Raw genomic sequence first — 22,658 nt, 5'->3', positions numbered from 1 at the left:
CTTTTTTGCCCCCTTCTGTCAAAAAAATGATATACGATATCGTGAGTTGTGTCCTAAATCCTACCCTTAAAATCCTAGGCAAGTTATGCTCTGTTTAACTTCTAAACCTCTACCTCTAGGGTTCTGAGTAAGAACGCCCACTTATCAGCAATCTCCTCAATTATCTTACTGGTGGGCTTCCCTGCACCATGGCCTGCTTTGGTCTCAATCCGAATTAACACTGGTTGTTCCCCTTCATGGGCCTCCTGCAAGGCTGCCGCAAATTTGAAACTATGGGCAGGGACAACCCGGTCATCATGGTCAGCGGTGGTAATCAGGGTAGCTGGATAAGCGGTTCCTGGTTTGAGATTGTGTAATGGGGAATAGGCGTAAAGGGCTTTAAATTCCTCTGGGTTATCTGGGGAACCGAAATCGGAACACCAGGCCCAACCAATGGTAAATTTATGGAAGCGTAACATATCTAGTACTCCCACAGCTGGTAGAGCTGCACCGAACAAGTCTGGACGCTGAGTCATGCAAGCACCGACCAATAATCCCCCATTGCTACCGCCTGCGATCGCAAGTTTCTTGGGTGAGGTGTACTGAGCACTAATTAGCCACTCCGCCGCTGCTATGAAATCATCAAATACATTTTGCTTGTTGAGTTTCGTCCCAGATTGGTGCCAATCTTCCCCATACTCACCGCCACCACGGAGATTGGCAACAGCATAAACACCTCCCATTTCCATCCATACCAGATTGCTAATGGAGAAATTGGGGGTTATGGAGATATTAAAGCCGCCGTAGCCATAGAGGTAAGTGGGGTTATTGCTATCTAACTCCAATCCCTTCTTGTGGGTGATAAACATAGGCACTTGGGTGCCATCTTTGCTAGGGTAGAAAACTTGTTTGGTCTCGTAGTCATCGGGATTAAAGTCTACCTGGGGCTGCCGGAAAATGGTACTTTCTCCACTTACCATGTCGTAGCGATAGATGGTTGCAGGGGTGGTGAAGCTGGTATAGCTGTAGAAGGTTTCAGTATCATAACGTAACCCATTGAAACCACCAACGGAACCAATACCAGGTAATTCGACTTGCCGTACAAAGGAACCATCCAGGTCAAAAATTTTGATGGAGGAGTGAGCATCTTTGAGGTAATCGGCCACAAATTGGTTGTTGAGTAAGCCTACACCTTCTAGGGTTTCATCGGCTTGGGGAATTACTTCTTGCCACTGTGCCTGCTCAGGATGATTAGTATCTATGGCAATAACTCGACTACGAGGGGCATCTAAGTCTGTGCTGAACCAAAATACTGATTGATCATTCCCGATGAAGCTATAGCTGGCATCAAATTCGTTAATGAGTTCCACAACTGGGGAATCTGGGTCTTGCAAATTTTTATAAAACACCAGATTCTTGGGGTCAGTACCCTGCTCAACTATAATGATAAGATAATTATCATCTTCAGTGACTCGACCACTAAAGAACCATTCTTTCTGGTCAGGGCGCTCATAAATCAGACTATCTTCTGACTGGGGTGTGCCCAACTTATGATAATAGAGCTTTTGATAATAATTGAGCTCTTCTAACTTAGTGGCTTCATTGGGTTCATCGAAGCGGCTATAGAAGAAACCTTGATGGTCGTGATTCCAAGATGCCCCAGAAAACTTTACCCACTTAATCTGATCCGAGAGGTCAAGACCGGTTTCCACCTCCCGCACTTGCCACTCTTGCCAGTCAGAACCAGACCTACACAGACCATAGGCTAGCAGCTTACCATCTTTACTAATGGCTAAACCCGATAGGGCAACGGTACCGTCTTCTGAAAGGGTGTTGGGGTCGAGTAATAGGGTTGGTTCAGCATCTAGGGAGGTCAAGGTGTAGAGAACACTTTGGTTCTGAAGACCATCGTTTTTGAAATAGAAGTAGCGATCGCCTTTTTTAAAGGGAGTGCTATATTTCTCGTAATTCCATAGCTTGGTGATGCGCTGCTTAAGTGTTTCCCGTGTTGGTATTTCGCTGAGATAACCAAAGGTGACTTGATTTTGTGCTTCTACCCAAGCCTTAGTTTCCTCTGAATCTGGGTCTTCTAGCCAGCGGTAAGGGTCAGCAACTACAGTACCGTGGTAATCATCGACTTGGTCGGCTTTGCGGCTTTTGGGATAGTTCAGGGGTTGACTGGTAGATGGCATGGTGGCAGATGGTGAAGCGGCGTTTCTAGTGTAACGTTTCTATTCTTTGGGTCGAGGTTGGAGGACATGGGCAGCTATGGAGCTAATCGCGAATTGATCTAAAATCTATATAAGGCTAAATAATAAGGTAGAGGGATAAGGGTGGAAATTGTAACCGGCAAGATGCCGGTTCCACCAAGATGCCGGTTCCACCAAGATGCCTGTTGGGGAAGGCAAATCGCGCCTGATAATTATGACTGGATCCATCACACCACAACTAGCAACGCCCTTAGAGCTAAAGACCCGTCCGGCTTTTGATATGAGTGATGAGGAATTCTTTGCTTTTTGTCAGCTCAATCGGGAGTTACGGATCGAACGCCACGAAGATGGAAGGCTTATTATTATGACTCCTACAGGAGGGGAAACTGGCGGTCGCAATTTTGATTTGATTGTTCAGTTTGGCAATTGGGTATGCCAAGATGGTACAGGGAAAGGTTTTGATTCTTCTACTGGCTTTATACTTCCCAATGGAGCAAATCGTTCTCCTGATGTTGCTTGGGTCAAGCTAGAGAGGTGGCAATCCCTAACTAAAGAACAACGAAAGAAGTTTGTACCCCTATGCCCTGATTTTGTGATTGAGCTACGTTCTGGAAGTGATCGCCTGAAAAACTTGCAAGACAAAATGGCAGAGTATAGGTCAAATGGGACTTTGCTCGGTTGGCTGATTGACCCAGATCAGCGCCAAGTTTATGTATATCGTCTTGGGGCGGAAGTTGAACAGCTGGATAATCCAGCAACGGTGAGTGGTGAGCCAGTTTTACCTGGATTTGTGCTCAAGATGGATGAGATTTGGTCTTGAGGAGCCTACGTTTTAGGGAGGCTACCCGAGATACTTTGAATTTTTGCGATCGCATTCCTAAGCTGTTGCGCATTTAAATTGGGTATTATTCAGTTATAAAAAAACCGTCAAACCCTCTCCCCAGCTCCCCAGCTCCCCAGCTCCCCAGCTGTCAGAACCATCAAATTTAAATGAAGACCAGCTTATGGGACTGTCGTAACAGGTTAAAAAAAAGTTTAGCAAAAGTAAGCTATTTTCACTGTTCGCGCTACTTAAGCCACTTTCACCAGTTGAGATTTTCATCTAGCTTTGAGTTAGATAAACTAGATGATATGTAAAATCTCTACCAAATGCCAAAGAAAATAAGGAGGTGCGACCCGTGGCGAATTTAATTCGCCAACGGAAAGCGCACCTCATAGAACTCAAACAAATGCTTCACCAAGCGGGTTTTACAGAAATACGAGGTAAAGGAAGTCATACAAACTGGATACATCCTCTTTATTTTGGGAAACTCACAGTTTCAGGTAAAGACGGAAACGATGCTAAACCCTATCAAGAAAAGAATGTACAAAAAGCTATTGATGAAGTAAAGGGTAATTGTAATAATGATCAAACTTAAATATCCAATGATAATTCAATGGTCAGAAGAAGATAATTGTTTTCTAGTTGGTTTTCCCGACTTCCCCGGACAACAATGGCGGAGTCATGGCGATACTTATGAAGAAGCGGTTAATAATGGAACTGAAGCTTTAGAATCTTTGGTGATAGCCTATCAAGAAACAGGTGAAACGCTTCCCGAACCAACTATCAATACAGCAGCCTAGTTAGTGCGATTGACCGTAGATCAAGCTACGCGATCGCAAATTCAGTATATTGTCTGAGATGAGGTGGATGAAATGCTAAAACAATCTCCTCTGGTGGTATCCCCTTCTGTAACAAATCTGTCGCCACCCCTTCCTCGGTCCAATCTTCCTCAATCCAAATCTTGTTATCCTTTAAACGGATATGAATCATCACACTTTTAATCCGTTCATCTTTCCACCAACCCATCACCAGCAAAAGATACTGATCCTGTAGCTGATCAAACGCTAAAGCACTTTCAGTGGTAGAACCAGATTTTTCATTGATCTGATGATACTCTGTTAAAACTTCCTGAACAATTTCCCGATAACGCTTTAATCTATCCATTGCTCAATCACCTCACTTTCCGAATCAACGACCAATAACTTCACCTGATTTCGTATCTCGAACCCAGCACTCACTCGATTCAATAGCTTAATAAACGTGCTTTAGATTTCTGGATCATCACCTAAAAGTTGATCTATACTTTCGAGCCTCTGTTGAGAACCACGGCGAACACGATGAAATGCTTCCTTTAACGGAATCCCTTCTCCTTGTTCAAATTCCTCAATACTCTTTCGGATGCCCGCAATAGACTCAAGCAATTCCATCCTATCGAGAAGTTGCTGATAGCTTTCAGCATCTTGAACAACTGCAGCAGCTTTGCCATTAACAGTAAGAACCATTGGTGCTTTAGTTTGTTTGAGCCTTGCGATAAAGGCTTTAGCGCTCCGTTGGAATTCTGAGAGTGGATGGATGTCACTCAGACTAAACATGATAGTTTAAAAAAATTATTTGATAATTTAATGTTAATATCTTGAAACTGTTTTGTCTAATGGGATCCATTTAGCAGTCAGTGGTCAGCTGATAGCTGATAGCCGTCAGTGGTCAGCTGATACGCGACACGCTGATAGCCGTCAGTGGTCAGCTGATACGCGACACGCTGATAGCTGAAAACTATAAAACTTTCGGTACGACTTCTACCTTCACTTCCATCCCTACTTTTCCTAGCAAATTAATTAACTTATCCACACTGAATCGACTAATTTCACCATTCATTAAATTACTAATCCTCGGTTGGGTTTCTCCCAAAAACTCTGCTGCCTCATTTTGAGTCCATCCCCGCTCCTGAATATAGGAACGTAAATCTAACATCAGATCCGCTCTTACCTTGAGATTCATTGCTTCTTCTGCCTCAAATCCCAAATCTTTAAATACATTGTCATCCCCTAACAGGACGTTGACAGTTTTTTCTTCAGTCATTTTTATGTTTATCCTTTTGTTACTTTCTAAACTCAACCATCTCCTGATAACGCTTCTGTCCTAGTTGAATGTCCCGCTTTGAGGTCTTCTGTGTTTTTTTCTGGAAAACATGAAGTACATAAATTGCCTCTTCAAATCTAGCCACATAGAAAATCCGATAGGCTTCTCCGGTCCAAATGCGAATCTCTTCAACTCCCTTGCCAATTGTGGGCATCGGCTTATAATCTGTAGGTTTTTGACCCCTTTGGATAGCTCTCAATTGAACAGATTTTGTGACGCATTCCCCCACCTCGTTCAGGCAGGGCTGTTTCATTTTAACTTTTTCGGTTGGCTGAGCCTTCCGAGTGACAGCCGTTTCGCCCCTGTTTTTATAAAAGTAAACTCCATAGTATAAAAAAACGGCGATTTGCTGATTACAAGGGGCTTTGAGCCCCTCATCCAGGAATTTTAGGCTCAAGAATGAAACAGCCCTGCCTCGTTCAGGTGGGGGTCAAGGAACAAAAAATTGTGTTATAATTAATGTAGCTTGAGCGGTACGGCAAAGGACAGAACAAGATTCTGAGCAACCTAGAGGCACGACCTCTCAACGCCAGGGAAAACAAACCTGTAAATCCTTTGTAGTCGGTTTATATACGTCAGACTCTAGGTAAAAGTTTCTTATTATTGCCCCATAGCGGAAACGACTTGGGGGAATAGTCCAGCAAAAGTCCTGGCTATTCGGCGAGAATGCCGCCTATCGCGAGGGATAAAACCTTGTAATTAAGAAAGACACCCCCACCTGCTACGCGAGGTGGGGGAAGCATTCATAACCAGCCTTCCGCCGTGCTTCCTTAGGAAGATCCGATAATTCTTCTCTAGAAGAGCCAACCCAGTAAATTACTTTATCTGTCATCACCTTACCTCACCAAACAGTATACCTTATTTGGCATAAAAAGATAACACCAGAAGAAAGTGCCTTGGCTTTTAGGGGCTCTTTTGGAGCATCACTTTTTCGGAATGGATGGGAATTCGCGATCGCAAATTGGTATGATTTTTATCCCAATTACAGATTTATGCTGATCGGTAAGAGTGCTCGAAAATCCTGCTCCCTATTCCCTGTTCCCTGTTCCCTGCTCCCTGTTCCCTATTCCCTACTCCCTATTCCCTACTCCCTACTCCCTATTCCCTACTCCCTACTCCCGATTCGACCGTAGAGCACAGTTAGCCCCTTCCGGGCATTGCGAATACTAGGATGATTGGGGTCTAACACTGGCGTGAGGATGCTCAGAGATTTGTGGAAAAAGCTCACAGCTAGCTTTAACTTGTCCAACTCGTTACTCTCTTCCGAGATCAGCCAAGCCAAATCACTCAGGTACATTCCCACTTGGGGATGATTGTTGCCGTAACTTGAGTTGAGGGACTTGATGCACTCTTGATACAATTCTATGGCCTCGGTCAAGCGCCCCAGGGTTTTGTAGGTCAGTGCCAAACTTGCTTTATGCACTGCTAGGTTAGGGTGATTGGGACCGTAGAACTTTTCAATTACGTTAATCGCGTCCTGGTGAAATTGTTCTGCTTTATGATATTCCCCAGAATAGTATACTAAGGCAGACTAGGATAAGGAGAAATGGAAAAATGACAACTGGTTTAACCAACCCTAGTCCTTATTACCTGAAATTAATCACCGAATTTGCGCCCCGTCCCATTACCAATGATGCTGAATTAATCGCCACCCAACAAAGAATCAACGATCTATTAGATCAAAAACCGCTTAATCAAGATGATCAAGATTATCTCAGGGTATTAGGGATGTTAGTCTATGACTATGAAGAAAAAACTGAAGAATTCCCCGAATTAACCGATGCAGAATTATTACAGACATTAATGGAAGACTATAATCTAACGATACAAGATTTGTTAGGTATTTTTGAGCAAGAGCAAACGATTGTAGATATATTAAACGGAAAGCGTAAACTCAATTCTCAAGAAGCGTTGAAAGTGCGTAGGTTAAGCCCTAGCCCGTTGGGCTAATTGCACTTGTTGTAGTGGGTTATTGGACAGGATAAGTGACCAAAGCAATCGATAGGGCGTTGCTGAATCTTCCCATGAATAGGAGTAGATTGGGCATCCTGCCCGCCTGATAATATATTGAAACTGGCAAGATGCCAGTTCCACGCAAGATGCCAGTTCCACACCTGATGCCCGCCCGATAATATATTGAAACTGGCAAGATGCCAGTTCCACGCAAGATGCCCATTCCACGGCAAGATGCCCGCCCGATAATATATTGAAACTGGCAAGATGCCAGTTCCACACCTGATGCCCGTTCCACAAAACTCGGCTTTACAAGTTTAACCAACCCTAGTCTTATGACTCAAACCTTCACCACCCAACACCTTTCCCCAGATGCGATCGCTCAGCTTGTCAAGTATTTGCCTGACTACATAAAGGTTGCACTCCAGGAAAAGTCTACGGAATTGGAATGTTCCCTGGAAGCTACCATTGAAATGGCAATTTCCAACTTCCTAGACGAAGAAGCATTGAGCTTTGAGGATTGTCTACTCGCTCAACGTCTGAAAAATAAGAATTAAAATTGTTGATAAACTGATAAAAATAGCAAAACGTTCGAAATCTTAACCAAACAAGCACCATTAGCACCAGTTATTCCCTAATATTCCGATAGATCCCGCGATCGTGTCTGGTTGGGTGTATAACCTGACTTCAATCAAGTTAGTAAACTATAAATAAAATAAATATCCTGTAGACGCTAAAATAAATCCCGATGATAGTATAGGTTAATGTAGTCTTATTTTGCCACTTAGATTTCCCAATAATAGACATTTCGTTAGTGGCTTATCTATACCTAAAGCTACGGGGAATAGCCTCTTTACAATTGATAAATCCTTAGTTCAAGTTGATGTAAATGAAATCAATAATGGAAACGCTACCAAAACAGGTAATACTTTTACTACATCTTCAGGAAGACGTTATGGTTTCCATGATGACATCCTCTATCCCATTGATGGACCTGGGATTGAGAAGCTTTCTTCCCAAGAGTATAAACTTCTCAAGCAATTTAAACAAGATGATAAGAAAGCCATGCAAACAATCAATGTGTTAGTGTCGAAAGGGATACTCCCAGAGCATAGGGCTAATTTAGTTAAAAAAATTGCTCAAAATTTTGGATTAACTAGTTTTTAACTATAATCAAACATTTAAAACTATATTCTTTGATTAAGGAGATAATAATTTATGTTGTCCACAGACATGCAATTTTACCTAAATAAAGTAGTAGATGAATATGAGTTGATTCAATTTTTGTCTAAAAGCCTCGATTTAAGATGTGAAACCTTAAACTATCCTGATAGTCAAGCCGAAGTATTTGTAATGATAAACGACTATGAAATAGGTTTTCCTATGGATATAACTATTTCCTATACAAAGGAAGTTTCTCTAGGGAAAGACTATTTGTGGTTAGCGAAGCTTCTGGCTAGGTCTTATCAAACTCTGGTGGCAACAGATTTACCAGAAGGACATTTGGCAAGAAACTAATAATGATTTACCCAGCCAACATTTGATGGTGTTTCAAGTTAGTGACAAGTCATTATAGCAGTTCTCAATTAGGTAAGATACTTTCATTCTGGGAGTAGGCAGTAGACAGTAGGCAGTAGGCAGTGGTAATACATCCCTAGTTGATTAACTCTTGCCTATTGCCTTTTTTTAAGAGATTATATTCACTATTCAAAGAAAAATCCTATAGCTTACCTTGAGAGTAACAAGGGTTTTTTTGAAGAGAAGGTCGGTGATAAAAATCAGACCATAAGTTGATTCAGATCACAGCAAATTACTGAAATTGTATTTACATTGAATGAAATTAAATTCCGGAGGAATGAGTAGGTGCTAGAAAAGTTAAACGAGATTAAATCAACGCTAAAAAATGTAAAGGAAAAAGTCGATCTGATAGCTGATAAATATGAAGTTGGAGTAAAACCAAACTTTGAGTGTTCTGTTGATCATAAGAGCATTGATGTTAAAAAACATAACAACTGTTATGAAAAATTAAAAGAACTTGGTTATAAGGAGTTAATTGTGGAAAATGATGGTTGTATTGGACCCTCAGATCTATATCGGTATAAAGTTATTGATAACGACGGAAACAAAGTCGTTGAACATTATTCATTAAAAGGGGTCAATGACTTTATAAAAGAAAAAACAAAATAAAAATGCTTAAGCCTCGGATAATCTTGATTGTAAATTGGTGATGATTTGTCGTTTCAGGAGTTTTGCATCTACAGTTTAATCAAGATTTGAATCAAGAAATACGGACATTTTTGATTCAGGGATTTGGCATCTACAGTTTTACACCCAAACATGACCCTGAATTAAATAACTTAAATAAATCACTGGGTTCTCGTCCAAACTCATCACTTCATTGAATCCACATCATCTCTAATTATAAAAGAATTTCAACCATAAGGATTGCCGACCCTAGACACACTACGCACTAGCTTTTGCTGATCCTGTTTTTGTTTCTCATCGCCACTATCATTAATAATCACTAGGATAGTAGAAATCTGATTAACATCAGAAGCATCAGGACAAGAGATAATACATAGATTCACACTGTGTTCTGCTTGAGTATTATGAGATACTAAGGTTTGAGCTGAATAATCTTGCCGACGTTCTTCTTCATTCTTGGCCGCTAATGCTACATCAAACCATTGGGAAAAATTCCCATTTTTAATGTGGAGCAAGTTCCGTAAAGACTTTTGCTCAATATCTTTCAAACCAATAAAATCCTTAGCGTGATCATTGGCTAGGATAATCTGACCGGTTTTATTGGTAAAAATTACACCACTAGATACATTAAAGACTAAATCTCGCTGCTCTAGCTGTTGTTGCTTGACTTTACTGAACAGCTTAGCATTTTGAAGCGCTACACCCGCTTGAATATTAAATGCTTCCATCAAGTCTTGATCCCTACGATCAAAACTTGCCTTCCAGCAATCGGGAGGGTGGGGCCAATCGGCGGGATTGTATGGGGGAAAATTTCCCTGCTTCTTTTTATTGATTAATTGGGTAACAGCAATTAATTGATTATCGGCGTTAAATACAGGCATTCCTAACAAACTACAGGTGCGATAACCGGTTTGGCTATCGGTTTTTTTAGCAGTTTCTGAATTGGGATGGTCATAGAGATCAAACGGAATTATCAGTGGCTGTTTAGTAGTAACAACTTGACCAGCAAAGCCAGCTCCTTTGGGAATCCGAATTTCTTTTAATGTGCCATCAGCAACCGTTATTTTTGTCCATAATTCATCCTGTTCCTCATCTAACATCCAGACTGTGCTGCGATCAGCAGACATTAGCTCTTGAGCCTGATTCATCACTTTATTCAAAGTTTCTTCTAGATCCAAGCTACTTTGACCCAGAGATTGTGTCGCATTTATCAATGCTGAAGCTATTCGTTGTTTCTGAGCTGCTTTATAAAATAAGCGAGAGGATTTAAGAATCATTTGAATGGAGCGGGCGAATTGCGCAAAAAGTTCTTCATCCTCTGGGGTAAAGCCTTTTATATTAATTTTATCAGCTAAGGGCGCGTCTAAAACCGGCGGTTGTTTTAACTTATTGAGTAATTGGACAACAGCCACTAAATCTCCGTGTTCATCCAGTAAGGGTAAAGCCAGCATGGTATAAGTACGGTATCCAGTTTTGGTATCCCATTGCTTAGCAGTATTAGAACGGGTATCGTCATATAAATCGTAAGGAATATTGACAGTTTTCTTAGTTTGAGCAACATAACCAGCAATCCCTTTATCCGCAGGCACCCGAATCTCTTCTGAGTCTCCTCCTTCTCCCTTTGCCACAATTGACCAGAGTTCATTTTTGGCTTCATCTAATAAAAAAATAGTCGTGCGATCCGCCTGGAGTATCTCTCCAGTTTTGAAGGTGATAGACCGTAACATTTCATTGAAAATGGAATCAAACCCTTCTCGGTCGATCAGAGTATCCATCATGGATAAGGTTTGATTAAAAACTCGTAAGTCTAATTCAAGGTTGGAAACAATATGTTTAAAACTTTCTGGGGTCAGGTGTTGAAGAGACTCATAGATAGTTTCCTTAGTCGTAGCCGCTAGGGCTGGATTAAGTTTCCCTTGTCGTCTGGCTTCTGAATACCGTTGAATTTCTTCTAACGCCTTTTTAAATTCTCGCTTTTCCCATTCTTGGCTAGTGGTCAAAAACTGATAATCTTGATGGCTTAAGCTTTTCCCAAGCGCCCATCTTAATGCATCCTGTAACTGTTGTCCCCCCAGGAGTCGGGATGTATCCTGACCATCGGAGTCTAACCAAGCAGTAATTTCCTTACTATATGGTCGTAAATTGGCTAATTCTTTATCTACCCAATTTTGGTTAAAAACAGCTTGATAAATACGGTTATAAATCCTTAATTTTCCTTGCTTTTCAACTACTAATCCCGATAGCCGCAATTCTATTTGTTCAGAACTGTCATCAGAGGCTATTTCTCCCCGTTGCAGAATTTCCTGATACAATCCCAGTAATCGCCCAGCCCGTTGCTCATTCTTAAGAAGACGATCACGAATAGTTTTAAGATGCTCCGGATTATCATGAGATTTCCAATCATCAATCACTTGCGATCGCACTAATTTATCAACCCACCTTGTATCACCAGCTTTTGGGAGAGTAGATACAGAATCCAACAGGAGTTTACAAAGCTTTTGGGTCAAGAAAGGTTGACCTCCACTCCAGTACAATACCTGTTTCAGGACATCCTGGGGATTACTAATTTTTCCTTGTAATCCCTGGGCTAATCCCTGTGCTTCGTGCAACTGAAAGCCATATAGCTGAATCGCCTGACCGATATTAAAGGGTGTGCGTTTTTTATCTTGAATTAAATCTGATGGTGTTGCTACTCCAAGTAGCGCAAACGTAAGGCGTTGGTAGTCTGACTTATCTACACGTTGGTTATAGCAGGCGCGAATAAACGCGAAAAAATCATCAGTAGGGAAATCGAGGCTAAGAACGCTATCAATTTCATCAATAAAAATTACAATATTTTGAGTAACTTGCTGGAGCAAAACCTCTTCAAGAAATTCTCTCAATCGTCGCACCGCAAATATCATTGATCGCTCGCGCCACCAAGTGCGTAAATTAATATCTAGCTCGAAGTCTCTAGCCAGAGAGCGGACAATATTGGCATACCATTGATCGAGAGTGACATGCTGAGTACCATCCATGGATAAATCAATTACTGCACAGGCAACCCCATCTGCTTCAAGCCGACGCATTACTTGCACTCGTAAACTAGATTTTCCAGTCTGTCTTGAGTTCAATACATAACAAAACTGTCCAGCTTTCAATCCTTCATATAAATCATTATCTGCTTGTCGCTTCACATAGGTAAGAGCATCGGCTGGTAAAGTCCCTGAGTATATATATTCGTAGGTCATTTTATTTGTTAACTTTTGTTCGCGTAGGGTGGCCTTTTGGCCAAGGTTGACTGTTGAACGCGCACGCGTGGCCTATTGGCCAAGGTTGACTGTTGAACGCGCACGCGTGGCCTATTGGCCAAGGTTGACTGTTGAACGCGCACGCGTGGCCTATTGGCCAAGGTTGAACGCGCACGCGTGGCCTATTGGCCAAGGTTGTTCGCCTTTGGCGTTCGGTGAAGGGTAGGTTGACCGTTGTTCGCCTTTGGCATTCGGTATAGAGTAGGTTTAAGATTTAAGGTTATATAAATACAGAATGTTTAAACTATGTATAAATAATGAACTGACCCACTCAGGATTCAGGTTCAATCCGCTGGCAAAGGCGATCGCAAAAATACTTATGATATAAATCACAGCGAGCCATGACGCTATTCCCTTGTAACTTTACTAACCCCATGCTGTATAACTTAAAGGCTTGCTCCGATGGGATAGTTACCCAGCTGTTTGCTTGAACCACCTTCTCCAAGGCAGTTTCCAATTCTGGAGACTGTTTGAGATTTCCTAGGTGGCGTCGCAGATGGTCACTGAATGGTCCGGCTTCTGTGGGTGCCAGCTCTAACAGTTGCGCTAGGGTAATGTTATGATCTTTAATATAAGCTAAACCTTTGCGCAACAGATAAGGATGTCCTCCCACCATCGCCATCAGTTCCTCGACTTCTCTGGGATTCCCATCCAGTCCATAACGTCTAACTAACTCCTGTACCTGCTCTGTGCTAAACTCTGGCAACTCAATTTCCAATCCCACATTAGCAAGTGGTGAGTGATTGATATCCAAGGAGCTATAAATTTCTGTAGAATGTACTATAACCAACCGGAGTTTTTTCCAGATAGCACTACTGCGATCGCCCCGCCTAGCGATGTCATACCAACCACGCAGAAGGCGACAAAAATCATCAGCAATAACGGGGTGTTCAAACACCCGATCAACTTTATCTATAACCAGTACGATCCGCCTTTCAGTTTTTGCTAATAAATACTCCTGAAAGTAATCTGTGGTGTTACTATTACATCCAAAAATATCATCCCAATACTCATCCAACTTATTTGATAGCCCTAGAGTCTGACCAACTCTGGCACAGAACCACCGTGAGAATTTGCCGAGGTCGCTATAGACGGTACTATCTGCTAACTCAAAGCTTAAGGTCACAGCTTGATAACGTTGCTTCCTGATCTCAGCCAGAACTCTTTCAATCAGGGAGGTTTTGCCCATTTGCTGGGGTGCTTTTATCCGAATTAGAGCACCAGGCTTCACAATTGCCTCTAACAACTGATCTTCATAGGGAATGCGCTCGATATAAAAGTCAACATTGAGAGAAACGGGCTGTTGTTGCCCTTCTGACTCTGGCATCGCTGGGAGGCTCAAAGATCTAGATTTACTTAATAATTCTGGATTTACTAACTTAGGGTAATATTCACTAAGTCGGTCAATTAACTGATTACGGAGTGAGTAGTGTTCACCTGGTGCATTCCTCACCTCAAATTTCTCGCACAGCTGCTGCACATGTTTTCTGACAGTAGCTTCTGTGATGTGTAGCGACTTAGCGATCGCTTGATCGCTTTGGCCCGCTAACATTTTCTTCAAGACCTCTCGTTTACGAGGTGTTAGCTGATCAAATGCTACAGTCAAATCTAGTTGATTCAATTTTTCTAAGAACATCTCAGTCTTGCCGATAGAGATTTTGAATAATCGGTTTTGTCCCCTAGACATAGCGCTTAGGTGGTTATCAAGATGCACCAAAAAAAGATAGTATTTATGCTAATTTTAAACCCATCCTAACTAGCTTATCGAAAAGCTGAGCTAGCCCTGGGTTTGTGAAGATTTTCACACAAATTATGGATTAGACGTGGCTTGTGAGCCTTTTTCCACAAATTACCCTGATGTATTAAACACAGGCTAGAGTTTGATTAATGGCAATCAAACCTATACGAGGTTATAGATGTCTCAGTACTCTCTTGCCTTTTCCCTCAAGCTAAAACGCTGGGTTTGGTGGCACTGAGTACTGGTCAGATCATATCACTCCCCGTTGCACTTGTATTTCCCAAAATTGGGAGCTTGATCGGTTCTGTTCATAAAGCTATCAGCTTTTAGCTATCAGCTATCAGCTTGGTAGATACCTCATACATTGTGGGTGAAAACTTGACAAACGTAAGGTTAATACCTCGCTCCTTGTGCCGAACCTAACAAAGCTAAGTGCCTCAGGGCGAATGCTGAGGACTTTGATCTAGCGTTTATCTAAATATAGGTGAAAGCTGCCAAACAAAACGTCGTTAGTAGTTAGTCAGACCAATGGCATTCCTGAGGTGCGGAATTAATATCAGTGGGGTGGGCATCCTGCCTGGGAAATGAAACGGGCAAGATGCTCGTTCTACAGCATCTTGCCCATTCCAAAAAACTATTAAAATCATTGCATGATTGAGCAATGCCAGACCAATTAACTAACTACTAACCCCTAACCCCTAACCTGAAATCCCCTGGATTTGACCGTCAGGATCAGCTGAAATCTAAATGAGGAGTTGCTGATATACCATTGACACACTAAAAGTTAGTCACAAGTCAGTCATAAGTGAGATCATCTCAGGCGGTAAGTCACTATGCAAGTGGGGTTTGATGAATATATGAGGTTCAAAGAGAATTTTATGAAATTAGAAGATCAAAAATGCAAGACCTATCTACCATCGATTTAGCTATAGCGTTTTCCATACTTATGAGGTACAGAGGGTTTTTTCCCAATTCCGAAGTTCCTGTCTTGATGCAGTCGCAAATGGGGTAAACCACCTCAGTTGCTGATGGGGGGAACCCCCTTTGGGCTCACTGGCTCCCCTGTTCTCTTGCTGCATGGCTATTCTCTTTTCCCTATTCCGAGATCTGCTTTTTCCTATATGTCTAGCATTATGTTTAATCCTACCGAGATAATCATTGATACCTGTGTTAAAAATCTAGAGACAGGTTTCCACAGCACTTATGGCAACCTTAAATCAGACTACTGTGAGCTGATTACTTGGGCTACCCACATGGCTTTGGAAAATATTGCTAATAGTGACGCTCTTTATCACAACATTGAACACACCGTCCTAGTTACCCTAGTCGGACAGGAAATCTTGTGGGGTAAGCACATCTGCGAAGGGAGCGTCTCCTGTGAAGACTGGTTGCACGTGATTATCTCTTTGTTGTGCCATGACATTGGCTATATCAAAGGTATCTGTCGCCAAGACCAACCAGACCAAGGATTGTATGCCACAGGAATAGACAATAGTATGATTATTCTACCTACAGGTGCCACTGATGCTAGCCTTACTCCCTATCATGTAGACCGGGGTAAGCAGTTTATTGAGGAACACTTTGGTAATCACCTGCTGATTGATACTGAGCAGATTAAGAAAAATATTGAATTAACCCGTTTCCCAGTACCTGCTGATCAGGATCATCAAGACACGGTTAACTATCCTGGTTTAGTCAGAGCAGCAGATTTGATTGGTCAGCTGGCTGATCCCCGCTACTTACAAAAAATTAGTGCCTTGTTCTACGAGTTTGAAGAAATCGGGAAAAATCAGATTTTAGGCTATCGTAATCCTGGTGATTTGCGCCGGAACTACCCAAACTTTTACTGGAATGTTGTCTATCCTTATATCAAACCCGCATTGCCCTACCTAGACCGAAGCCTTTCTGGTAAACAAATCCTGGCTAATCTCTATAGCAATGTCTTTCGAGTAGAACACCAATCCCAGCCTAAAGCACTCTTCAGCCATCCCTGTCGCTATAGTCAAACGACAGCACAACTATGTACAGCATGATCACTGTAAAAGGCAAATCATCAAGGCAAATCATCAAAGGGCGATTTTGTCCAAAGTTATTTGTGCAAAGTTAATTGAAAATGGACCATTGATCATTGACAATTAACAATTAACAATTAACAAATGACCAATGAAAGCCATTGTAATGACCGCTCCTGGTACACCTGAAGTGCTCGAACTTCAGGATGTACCAGCTCCCACAATTAAAAACGACACAGAAATCCTGGTGCGTCTTCACGCTGCTGGTGTTAATCCCATTGACACCAAACTGCGGCGTAGAGGCACCGTTTACCGTGACCAAATGCCAGCTATCCTAGGCTGCGATGGTGCTGGTGTGGTAGAAGCCCTTGGTGCTGGTGTCGATAAATTCCAGGTTGGTGATGAAGTGTATTTCTGTGCTGGGGGATTAGGATTATCTGGTACAGGTAACTATGCCGAACTAGCTGTTGTTGATCAGTCCTTAGTTGCCCACAAGCCTAAATCCCTCTCCTTCCCTGAAGCCGCTGCTGCTCCTCTAGTACTGATCACTGCCTGGGAATCATTGTATGACCGAGGACGCTTGGAAGCAGGACAAAAGGTGCTGATTCAGGCAGGTGCTGGTGGTGTTGGTCACGTTGCTATTCAGCTAGCTAAGCTCAAAGGTGCTGAGGTTTGTACTACTGTCGGTTCTCAAGAAAAAGCTAGATTAGTGCGTCAGTTAGGTGCTGACTATCCTATCCTTTACAAACAAACTAGCTTTGTCAAAGCTGCCTTGGATTGGACTGGGGGAGAGGGAGTAGATTTGGCGTTCGATACTGTAGGCGGTAAAACTTTTTATGACACCTGTGAAACAGTGCGAGTATATGGGGATATTGTGACTATCCTCCAACCAGACCCAGCCGAGGGTAATTTGAAGACAGCGCGATCGCATAATTTGCGAATCAGTCTAGAACTCATGCTCACCCCAGCCTTGAAAGGACTCACTACAGCTCAACAGCACCAAACCGAGATTCTCCAGCAGTGTGCTAATTGGATTGATGAAGGTAAACTGAAAATTCACCTCAGCCAACGGTTTCCCCTCAAAGAAGCTGCTGCTGCTCACAACGCTATCGAAGCCGGTTCAATGACAGGTAAGGTTGCACTACTTATCAACTAAAGAAAATAGTCACTAAATACAACTAACCGCTAATAATTGCTTAAGGGTTCTAGGTTTACAGAAACCTAAAACCCTGATTGGCTTAGGTGCGCGCCTCCAAGGGCGAGTAAATCGCCCTTGGGTCGCACCTTTAGATGCGGACGAAAGGACTTGAACCTTCACGTCTTGCGACACTAGAACCTAAATCTAGCGCGTCTACCAATTCCGCCACGTCCGCGTACCGTGCGATTTAGATCATAGCACATATTATAGCTTTTATGGCAACTGCTGGGGAAAATTTTCCCAAATCCCCCTTAAAAAGTCACTTTATCACCTACACCTCAACTCTCACCCCGCCCCGGAAAGCAAGATACCCTTCAATGGGTTTCGCCTTCTCCTTGGTGCTCGGGTAATACCAGGCTGCGTCCTTATTTTCCTTACCATCCAGTATGGTGTAATAACTAGCCTCACCTTTCCAATAACAGGTTGTGTGGGTAGTACTTTCCTTGAAATACTGCTTGTTGATGGAGTCGGGGGGAAAGTATTGATTGCCTTCCACCACCACACATTCGTCGCTCTCGGCTAGTAACGCTCCGTTCCAGATTGCTTTTGGCATAGTTGACTTACTTGTAGTTAACTGACTTGTAGTTGACTTACTTAATTTAATCTTATTTCTAAGTTGACTAGCTTAAAATCATTGAAGTCCAAATGGTTTTTATTGAGTGTTGAGCGTAAACTGTAACCTTCAAAAGCCTGGTTGCTTGTTATGTTTCTTGCTACCTAGCTACATACCTACCTACATAGTATATAGCGTTTCCAATACTTATGAGGTACATTCAATTTTATTCCCCAGACTCCTGACTCCCTAAAACCCAGGACGAAAGTACTTCACCTAATTGAGAACTGCTATAGATGATAATCGCAATTGAAGGCTAAGATCCAGTCAGCAATAGTGGCCAATCCACCTCAGCCAAATCCATAGTTTGGTTATATGGTTTGGTTACCTGATCCCATCCTATTCCAAGGATACCACTAGTAAATTAGTATAACTGGAGACCGCAAGTCAATATGTCTTTCACTGCTAGTGTCATTTCAGCAAAAGAATGGGGAGCTAAACCCCCAAAACAATGGCCAGATACCACTAGACCACGATATATTATTATTCACCATACTGCTACTCCCAATGCCCCGAATGATCTATCCAAAGGAACCTTATGGGGCTCCAGAAGTTTGGCTAGGAGTATTCAAAAATCCCACATGGATGGGTTTGGCTGGGATGACTCAGGTCACAACTTTTTGAATACCACGGGTGGACATTTACTCGAAGGTAGACAGGGTTCCTTATCAGCGATTAAAAAAGGACGTTCTGTCAGCTCTGCTCATGCTGGTAGTACTCTAGGTAACCAGTCACCTGGAATTGAAAATGAAGGCACCTTTATCAGCTACCGGATGAATGCCAAACAATGGAAAAGTTTGGTAGATTTATGTGTTTCGATTTGCAATACTACCAAGATTAGCCCAGACAATATTAAAGGGCATCGAGACTTTTCACCAACCCAATGCCCTGGGGACTGGTTATACAGTCAATTGCCTCGGTTGCGCCGAGAAGTTCGTCAGCGCCTTGACTCATCAGTTGAAGACTATCTCAGAGAAGGAGACACTGGTCTGAAAGTCAAAGATCTACAGCAATCCCTCCAAACTCAAGGGTTTAGTCCCGGTCCAGTTGATGGCATTTTTGGTCCTGCTACTACCAAAGCAGTGATTTCCTTTCAGAAGTTTGAAGGACTAAATGCCAATGGATTAGTGGGTTCAAAGACCTGGGAAGCACTGAAAAGTTCTTCTAAACCATCAGAGGAATCTCCTTCGGAACCAGGTAACAAGAAGCGGGAGCCTGTGCTGCTCCTTAACACCTACAAGTATTATCGTGGCTTACCTCACCAAAAACAAGCGATTGAGTGGCTAGAAAAACAACTACCAAAAGAAGTCTTGGAAGAGTTTTCAGAAAGATGGCGTAACGTTCAACCCTCATCGGCCTATCTTCCTTTAATTAAAGGAGCAGTTGGATCAGAAGTAGAGGAACTACAGCAGCTGCTCCAAACCCAAGGATTTTATTCTGGTTCAACCGATGGGGATTTTGGCTCTCAGACAAAATCTGCTGTGATTGCTTATCAGAAAGCTAAAGGATTATATGCTGATGGGATTGTAGGTTCTATAACTTGGTCTACTTTGAATTTGGAATAATGGTAATCGGTAATTTGCAATTCGTAATTGGTAGTTGACGATGACCCAAAACGGGAGGCTAACAAAGGAATTATTTAGCCTCCTTTTTCTAGGTATAACCATGCTTAAAATGATGCTGTTTATTGATAAATATAGACATAATTTAACGTCCCTATAATGGGGATTTATTTTTTAACGTTTATACAAATATTCATAATTAGTTAGATTAACTGGAGTTTAGACTATGATAAAATAACCCAGTCTTCTTTTGAAGCTGAGATGTTAACAAATGTCTTCAAAATTTTAGTTACGTCTTCTTATTTTTACCTTTTTTAGCAACCGTTTTTCCTTTTTTGACCACAGGATAGCGAATTTGTTTCTGACGGGGTGACAACCAAGCCAGAAGCCTGATTAATTGGCAATTAGAGCGACTTGTGGTCAAAAAATAATGGTCTCAATTGTCAACAAGACCAATAAGATTGAAAATGCTACCTCAATTTTACCAGACTCATCTTCAAAGCCGATTAAACTCAACTCAATTTATAACTGTTGAGTTATTGGTAGGGCTGTTACAAAATCACCACGCAAGTCAGGATTGAACCCTTAGCAGCTTTGTTTCCTCAACCGATATTATTTGAGAGTCGTCGCCGTTACTTACAAAAATTCCTCAAACTCCCTCAACTGAGTGTAACTTTACTATGGTTTCCAATTATTAAACATCTAATTCAGACCTGACGGGGTGACAAGCTAATTGAAAATATTACAGGGGTTAGGTTTTAGGGGTTAGGTGAAGCGTGAACATCTTCATGGCATAGTGGTTGATTAAAACTATCTATGCAGTTGGATTGGTTAAAATTGCTTCAAATGCTGGGAAATATAACAACACGAGTCGCGCTCATTAAACCAAACACCATTAACCATTAACCTAACACCTGCCTAGGTTTGAGCTTTGTTGTCACCCCTTGAGAATTCAGACTCATTGCCCTCAATCTAAACATCTATTTATTGCTCTTGTTGACATCTCCCCCGGCTAAAGCACGGGGGATTCTCAAAGGTTGTTACGCAGGAGGGTAAACCCGTCCTGCTCCACCTTTATATCGGTATGATTTAGACAAATCACTGAATAAGTTATACCGATGTGGGACTGTCAAAGATCCCCTAGCCACCTTAGCCAGGTCGAATGGCTGTGTGGTTACTTTTCTAAGGATGTTGGCAGCGCCGTTGGAGTCGGCGTTGATCAACTTTCCTGAAGCAGTTTGGTAAAGTCCTCGTCTAATTCTTCTACCAGAGGCTCTCCATCCTTTCGGCAAAGCCGACGCTACGCGAACGGGTTTTTCACCTATAGTCGGCAAGAAGTCCTCATCTAAGAAAGACGCTTTACTGGTGTAGGATTCTTCTGTGATTATTAATCTGATTCCATATTCTAGACATAATTGCTCCAACCTTTGTATTAGTCGCTTGGTTGGTATAACAACGAACTTTTGATTACCCTTTTTCCCCATATTGGAACGATTCTTTTGACCCTCGTTCCAGCCAATGACAATATTTCCAATTCCATCATTTAAGCAGCGGTTAACAATAAATCGGGCAGCCTTGTTTACCGCATCCCTCATTTGATTGTTTCGCTTTAATTGAATTCGATCTAAAATAGAGTCCCAATACCTTTCAGGCTTTCCGGCTTTATGTTTAGCAACTAGTCGAGAATAACCTTGATTCATGGACTTGAGTTTTTTTCCATCAATGATAAAGCTTTTTCCAAGGGTAGACACGCAGGTCAGCCAGTTATCGCCACCATGGTCTATTCCCAGAGCCTGAGAATAATCCAAACTAGAGTTACTCTTCACTGGCTGTTTTCCGTCATCTATAACCCAGTCAATCCACAATTGACCGTAACAGGGACGAATCGTGACTTCTTTTACCCAATCCGGATCTATAAAATTTGGTGGAGTTAGGATGATTTCAGTTAGCAGTTCTGGCTTGCTTTCTTTGCTAATAGATGGATAAAATAGCCCCCGTTTATAGGTAAGAGCTTGTCGTGGAAATGTAACATAAAATAACCCTCCTGATTTGCGATACCGGGGAAATCTTGGCCTGTCTACTTCCCCTTTGTAATACAGACCTACTAGCTGGTTGTAACTCTTAATAGCTTCACCTACTGTCTTGAGAGTCTGTTGAGCGGATTGAGCTGCCATTGCCTTATAGTGGGGTGACATTTTTAAGGCTTTATCAATTTCTGGATACTTAACACCACACTTGTAAGTCTTCCATCCTGCTTTTAGTTCATCTCCACGCCAGTAAGTAGTATAAGCTTCCTGATCCTCTAACCACTTATAATGTTTCTGTTTTGAGTAATAGATAGCACAATTAAATAGACTGTTTGAGTGCTGGCACTGGAATTCCCAGAAGGCTTTTTCTTCATCTGAAAGCACCGCTTTTACTGGGATAGTTTTATACATATTGACAACCTTGACCTATTTGCTATCATAATCTTAGTATATGCGCAATAACTAACAATTTCAAGTCAATCTCAAGAAAGATCGCGAAAAAGAATGAGAGGAGTTCCTGTACTCCATGACCAGCTAAAAAAGCCACATAATATAATGCTTACAGATAGTGCTTGGAAATGGTTGCAACTATCTGCAAAGGAATCTGGGATTAGTGCGGGTGAGTATGTGGAGCGCTGGATTAGAAGTCAGATAGAGGACACGACTGGATAAATCCAGTCTCTCTTTTTCATCCCGGAGACGAAACCTTAGAATAAGGCAGCCTTAATCATAAAGTTTTAACCCTTTTGCTCATAGCCGACCAACCATAAAGGCTGCCTTATTCTTGCGGTAACTTCTGACCCCGGCTGAAGCACGGGGGTTCTCAAATTTCAGGAAGTTTCGATAGAACTCAATGGAAGCAATACAACTTATTTATGGTCAGCGTAATTTGGTCGAAACGAGCTTGGC

The 22,658-nt window shown here is 42.1% G+C and carries 23 protein-coding genes, 1 tRNA gene and 1 pseudogene; 12 read left to right on the top strand and 13 right to left on the bottom strand.

All coding sequences use genetic code 11. The annotated features are described in order from the left end of the window. Positions 1–101: 101 nt before the first annotated feature. Positions 102–2,171: a prolyl oligopeptidase family serine peptidase gene (locus F6J99_RS02960; RefSeq protein ID WP_293111640.1), complete on the bottom strand. Its 2,070-nt coding sequence runs from the start codon at positions 2,169–2,171 to the stop codon at positions 102–104. Positions 2,172–2,403: 232 nt separating this feature from the next. Here F6J99_RS02960 and F6J99_RS02955 point away from each other — a divergent pair, with 232 nt between their 5' ends. From F6J99_RS02955 to F6J99_RS02945, 3 genes are all read left to right on the top strand, one after another. Then, entirely contained in the window at positions 2,404–3,009 is a 606-nt protein-coding gene (locus F6J99_RS02955; RefSeq protein ID WP_293111639.1) for a Uma2 family endonuclease, read from the top strand. A gap of 358 nt (positions 3,010–3,367) precedes the next feature. Then, positions 3,368–3,607 (top strand): type II toxin-antitoxin system HicA family toxin, encoded by a 240-nt coding sequence (locus F6J99_RS02950; RefSeq protein ID WP_365972481.1) that lies wholly within the window; start codon positions 3,368–3,370, stop codon positions 3,605–3,607. Positions 3,608–3,614: 7 nt separating this feature from the next. Beyond that, positions 3,615–3,812, top strand: coding sequence for a type II toxin-antitoxin system HicB family antitoxin (locus F6J99_RS02945; protein WP_293111638.1), 198 nt, complete (start codon positions 3,615–3,617; stop codon positions 3,810–3,812). 25 nt (positions 3,813–3,837) lie between these two features. Here F6J99_RS02945 and F6J99_RS02940 read toward each other — a convergent pair whose 3' ends face one another. From F6J99_RS02940 to F6J99_RS02925, 4 genes are all read right to left on the bottom strand, one after another. Next, positions 3,838–4,176, bottom strand: a complete 339-nt coding sequence (locus tag F6J99_RS02940; RefSeq protein WP_293111637.1) for a XisI protein — start codon at positions 4,174–4,176, stop codon at positions 3,838–3,840. A gap of 101 nt (positions 4,177–4,277) precedes the next feature. Further along, positions 4,278–4,604, bottom strand: coding sequence for a type II toxin-antitoxin system Phd/YefM family antitoxin (locus tag F6J99_RS02935; protein ID WP_293111636.1), 327 nt, complete (start codon positions 4,602–4,604; stop codon positions 4,278–4,280). A gap of 181 nt (positions 4,605–4,785) precedes the next feature. Next, complete coding sequence (locus tag F6J99_RS02930; RefSeq protein ID WP_075898002.1) at positions 4,786–5,091, bottom strand: helix-turn-helix transcriptional regulator; 306 nt, start codon at positions 5,089–5,091, stop codon at positions 4,786–4,788. Positions 5,092–5,110: 19 nt separating this feature from the next. Continuing rightward, a complete protein-coding gene (locus F6J99_RS02925; RefSeq protein WP_293111635.1) occupies positions 5,111–5,380 on the bottom strand; it encodes a type II toxin-antitoxin system RelE/ParE family toxin in 270 nt (89 codons plus the stop codon). A 667-nt stretch (positions 5,381–6,047) separates the two neighbouring features. Here F6J99_RS02925 and F6J99_RS02920 point away from each other — a divergent pair. Continuing rightward, positions 6,048–6,284, top strand: a complete 237-nt coding sequence (locus tag F6J99_RS02920) for a hypothetical protein (protein ID WP_293111634.1) — start codon at positions 6,048–6,050, stop codon at positions 6,282–6,284. Here the strand turns inward: F6J99_RS02920 and F6J99_RS02915 are convergent. Next, positions 6,257–6,658: pseudogene (locus tag F6J99_RS02915) on the bottom strand (tetratricopeptide repeat protein); the annotation flags it as partial. The gene F6J99_RS02920 and the pseudogene F6J99_RS02915 overlap by 28 nt on opposite strands. Before the next feature lie 47 nt (positions 6,659–6,705). Between F6J99_RS02915 and F6J99_RS02910 the strand changes: the two are divergent. Continuing rightward, a complete protein-coding gene (locus F6J99_RS02910; protein ID WP_293111633.1) occupies positions 6,706–7,101 on the top strand; it encodes a hypothetical protein in 396 nt (131 codons plus the stop codon). 19 nt (positions 7,102–7,120) lie between these two features. Here the strand turns inward: F6J99_RS02910 and F6J99_RS02905 are convergent, their stop codons facing one another. After that, positions 7,121–7,429 carry a hypothetical protein gene (locus F6J99_RS02905; RefSeq protein WP_293111632.1) on the bottom strand — a complete coding sequence of 103 codons (309 nt, stop codon included), beginning with the start codon at positions 7,427–7,429 and terminating at the stop codon, positions 7,121–7,123. A 10-nt stretch (positions 7,430–7,439) separates the two neighbouring features. Between F6J99_RS02905 and F6J99_RS02900 the strand changes: the two genes are divergently transcribed. The 4 genes from F6J99_RS02900 to F6J99_RS02885 all read left to right on the top strand — a co-directional run bounded on the left by F6J99_RS02900 (position 7,440) and on the right by F6J99_RS02885 (position 9,291). After that, the gene (locus F6J99_RS02900; protein WP_293111631.1) at positions 7,440–7,661 is read left to right on the top strand and encodes a hypothetical protein; all 222 of its coding nucleotides are present in this window, start codon (positions 7,440–7,442) and stop codon (positions 7,659–7,661) included. A gap of 220 nt (positions 7,662–7,881) precedes the next feature. Beyond that, positions 7,882–8,271 (top strand): hypothetical protein, encoded by a 390-nt coding sequence (locus tag F6J99_RS02895; protein ID WP_293111630.1) that lies wholly within the window; start codon positions 7,882–7,884, stop codon positions 8,269–8,271. A gap of 51 nt (positions 8,272–8,322) precedes the next feature. Continuing rightward, on the top strand, positions 8,323–8,622 hold the full coding sequence (locus tag F6J99_RS02890; RefSeq protein WP_293111629.1) for a hypothetical protein: 300 nt from the start codon (positions 8,323–8,325) through the stop codon (positions 8,620–8,622). A 345-nt stretch (positions 8,623–8,967) separates the two neighbouring features. After that, positions 8,968–9,291, top strand: a complete 324-nt coding sequence (locus tag F6J99_RS02885) for a hypothetical protein (RefSeq protein WP_070395546.1) — start codon at positions 8,968–8,970, stop codon at positions 9,289–9,291. Positions 9,292–9,536: 245 nt separating this feature from the next. Here F6J99_RS02885 and F6J99_RS02880 read toward each other — a convergent pair whose 3' ends face one another. The 3 genes from F6J99_RS02880 to F6J99_RS02870 form a co-directional block, all read right to left on the bottom strand. Then, positions 9,537–12,539 carry an AAA-like domain-containing protein gene (locus F6J99_RS02880; RefSeq protein ID WP_293111628.1) on the bottom strand — a complete coding sequence of 1,001 codons (3,003 nt, stop codon included), beginning with the start codon at positions 12,537–12,539 and terminating at the stop codon, positions 9,537–9,539. Positions 12,540–12,870: 331 nt separating this feature from the next. After that, on the bottom strand, positions 12,871–14,235 hold the full coding sequence (locus F6J99_RS02875; RefSeq protein ID WP_293111627.1) for an AAA-like domain-containing protein: 1,365 nt from the start codon (positions 14,233–14,235) through the stop codon (positions 12,871–12,873). A gap of 611 nt (positions 14,236–14,846) precedes the next feature. Then, on the bottom strand, positions 14,847–14,984 hold the full coding sequence (locus tag F6J99_RS02870) for a hypothetical protein (protein WP_158517550.1): 138 nt from the start codon (positions 14,982–14,984) through the stop codon (positions 14,847–14,849). Positions 14,985–15,470: 486 nt separating this feature from the next. Here F6J99_RS02870 and F6J99_RS02865 point away from each other — a divergent pair, with 486 nt between their 5' ends. Continuing rightward, positions 15,471–16,370 carry an Npun_R2479 family HD domain-containing metalloprotein gene (locus F6J99_RS02865; protein WP_293111648.1) on the top strand — a complete coding sequence of 300 codons (900 nt, stop codon included), beginning with the start codon at positions 15,471–15,473 and terminating at the stop codon, positions 16,368–16,370. 130 nt (positions 16,371–16,500) lie between these two features. Further along, positions 16,501–17,505, top strand: a complete 1,005-nt coding sequence (locus F6J99_RS02860) for a zinc-dependent alcohol dehydrogenase family protein (protein ID WP_293111626.1) — start codon at positions 16,501–16,503, stop codon at positions 17,503–17,505. Between the two features lie 135 nt (positions 17,506–17,640). On the opposite strand, the gene F6J99_RS02855 is transcribed toward F6J99_RS02860, so the two are convergent. Further along, positions 17,641–17,722: transfer RNA gene (locus F6J99_RS02855), tRNA-Leu, on the bottom strand. Between the two features lie 96 nt (positions 17,723–17,818). After that, complete coding sequence (locus tag F6J99_RS02850) at positions 17,819–18,100, bottom strand: DUF427 domain-containing protein (RefSeq protein WP_293111625.1); 282 nt, start codon at positions 18,098–18,100, stop codon at positions 17,819–17,821. A gap of 452 nt (positions 18,101–18,552) precedes the next feature. On the opposite strand from F6J99_RS02850, the gene F6J99_RS02845 reads away from it, so the two are divergent. Further along, positions 18,553–19,725: an N-acetylmuramoyl-L-alanine amidase gene (locus tag F6J99_RS02845; RefSeq protein WP_293111624.1), complete on the top strand. Its 1,173-nt coding sequence runs from the start codon at positions 18,553–18,555 to the stop codon at positions 19,723–19,725. 1,037 nt (positions 19,726–20,762) lie between these two features. On the opposite strand, the gene F6J99_RS02840 is transcribed toward F6J99_RS02845, so the two are convergent. Then, positions 20,763–22,160, bottom strand: a complete 1,398-nt coding sequence (locus F6J99_RS02840; protein WP_293111623.1) for a transposase — start codon at positions 22,158–22,160, stop codon at positions 20,763–20,765. Between the last annotated feature and the right edge of the window lie 498 nt (positions 22,161–22,658).

The organism is Moorena sp. SIO4G3 (genome assembly GCF_010692305.1).
Lineage (GTDB): Bacteria > Cyanobacteriota > Cyanobacteriia > Cyanobacteriales > Coleofasciculaceae > Moorena > Moorena producens_A.
The sequence above is the reverse complement of the archived record's forward strand: the minus strand, read 5'-3'. Positions and strand labels throughout refer to the sequence as shown.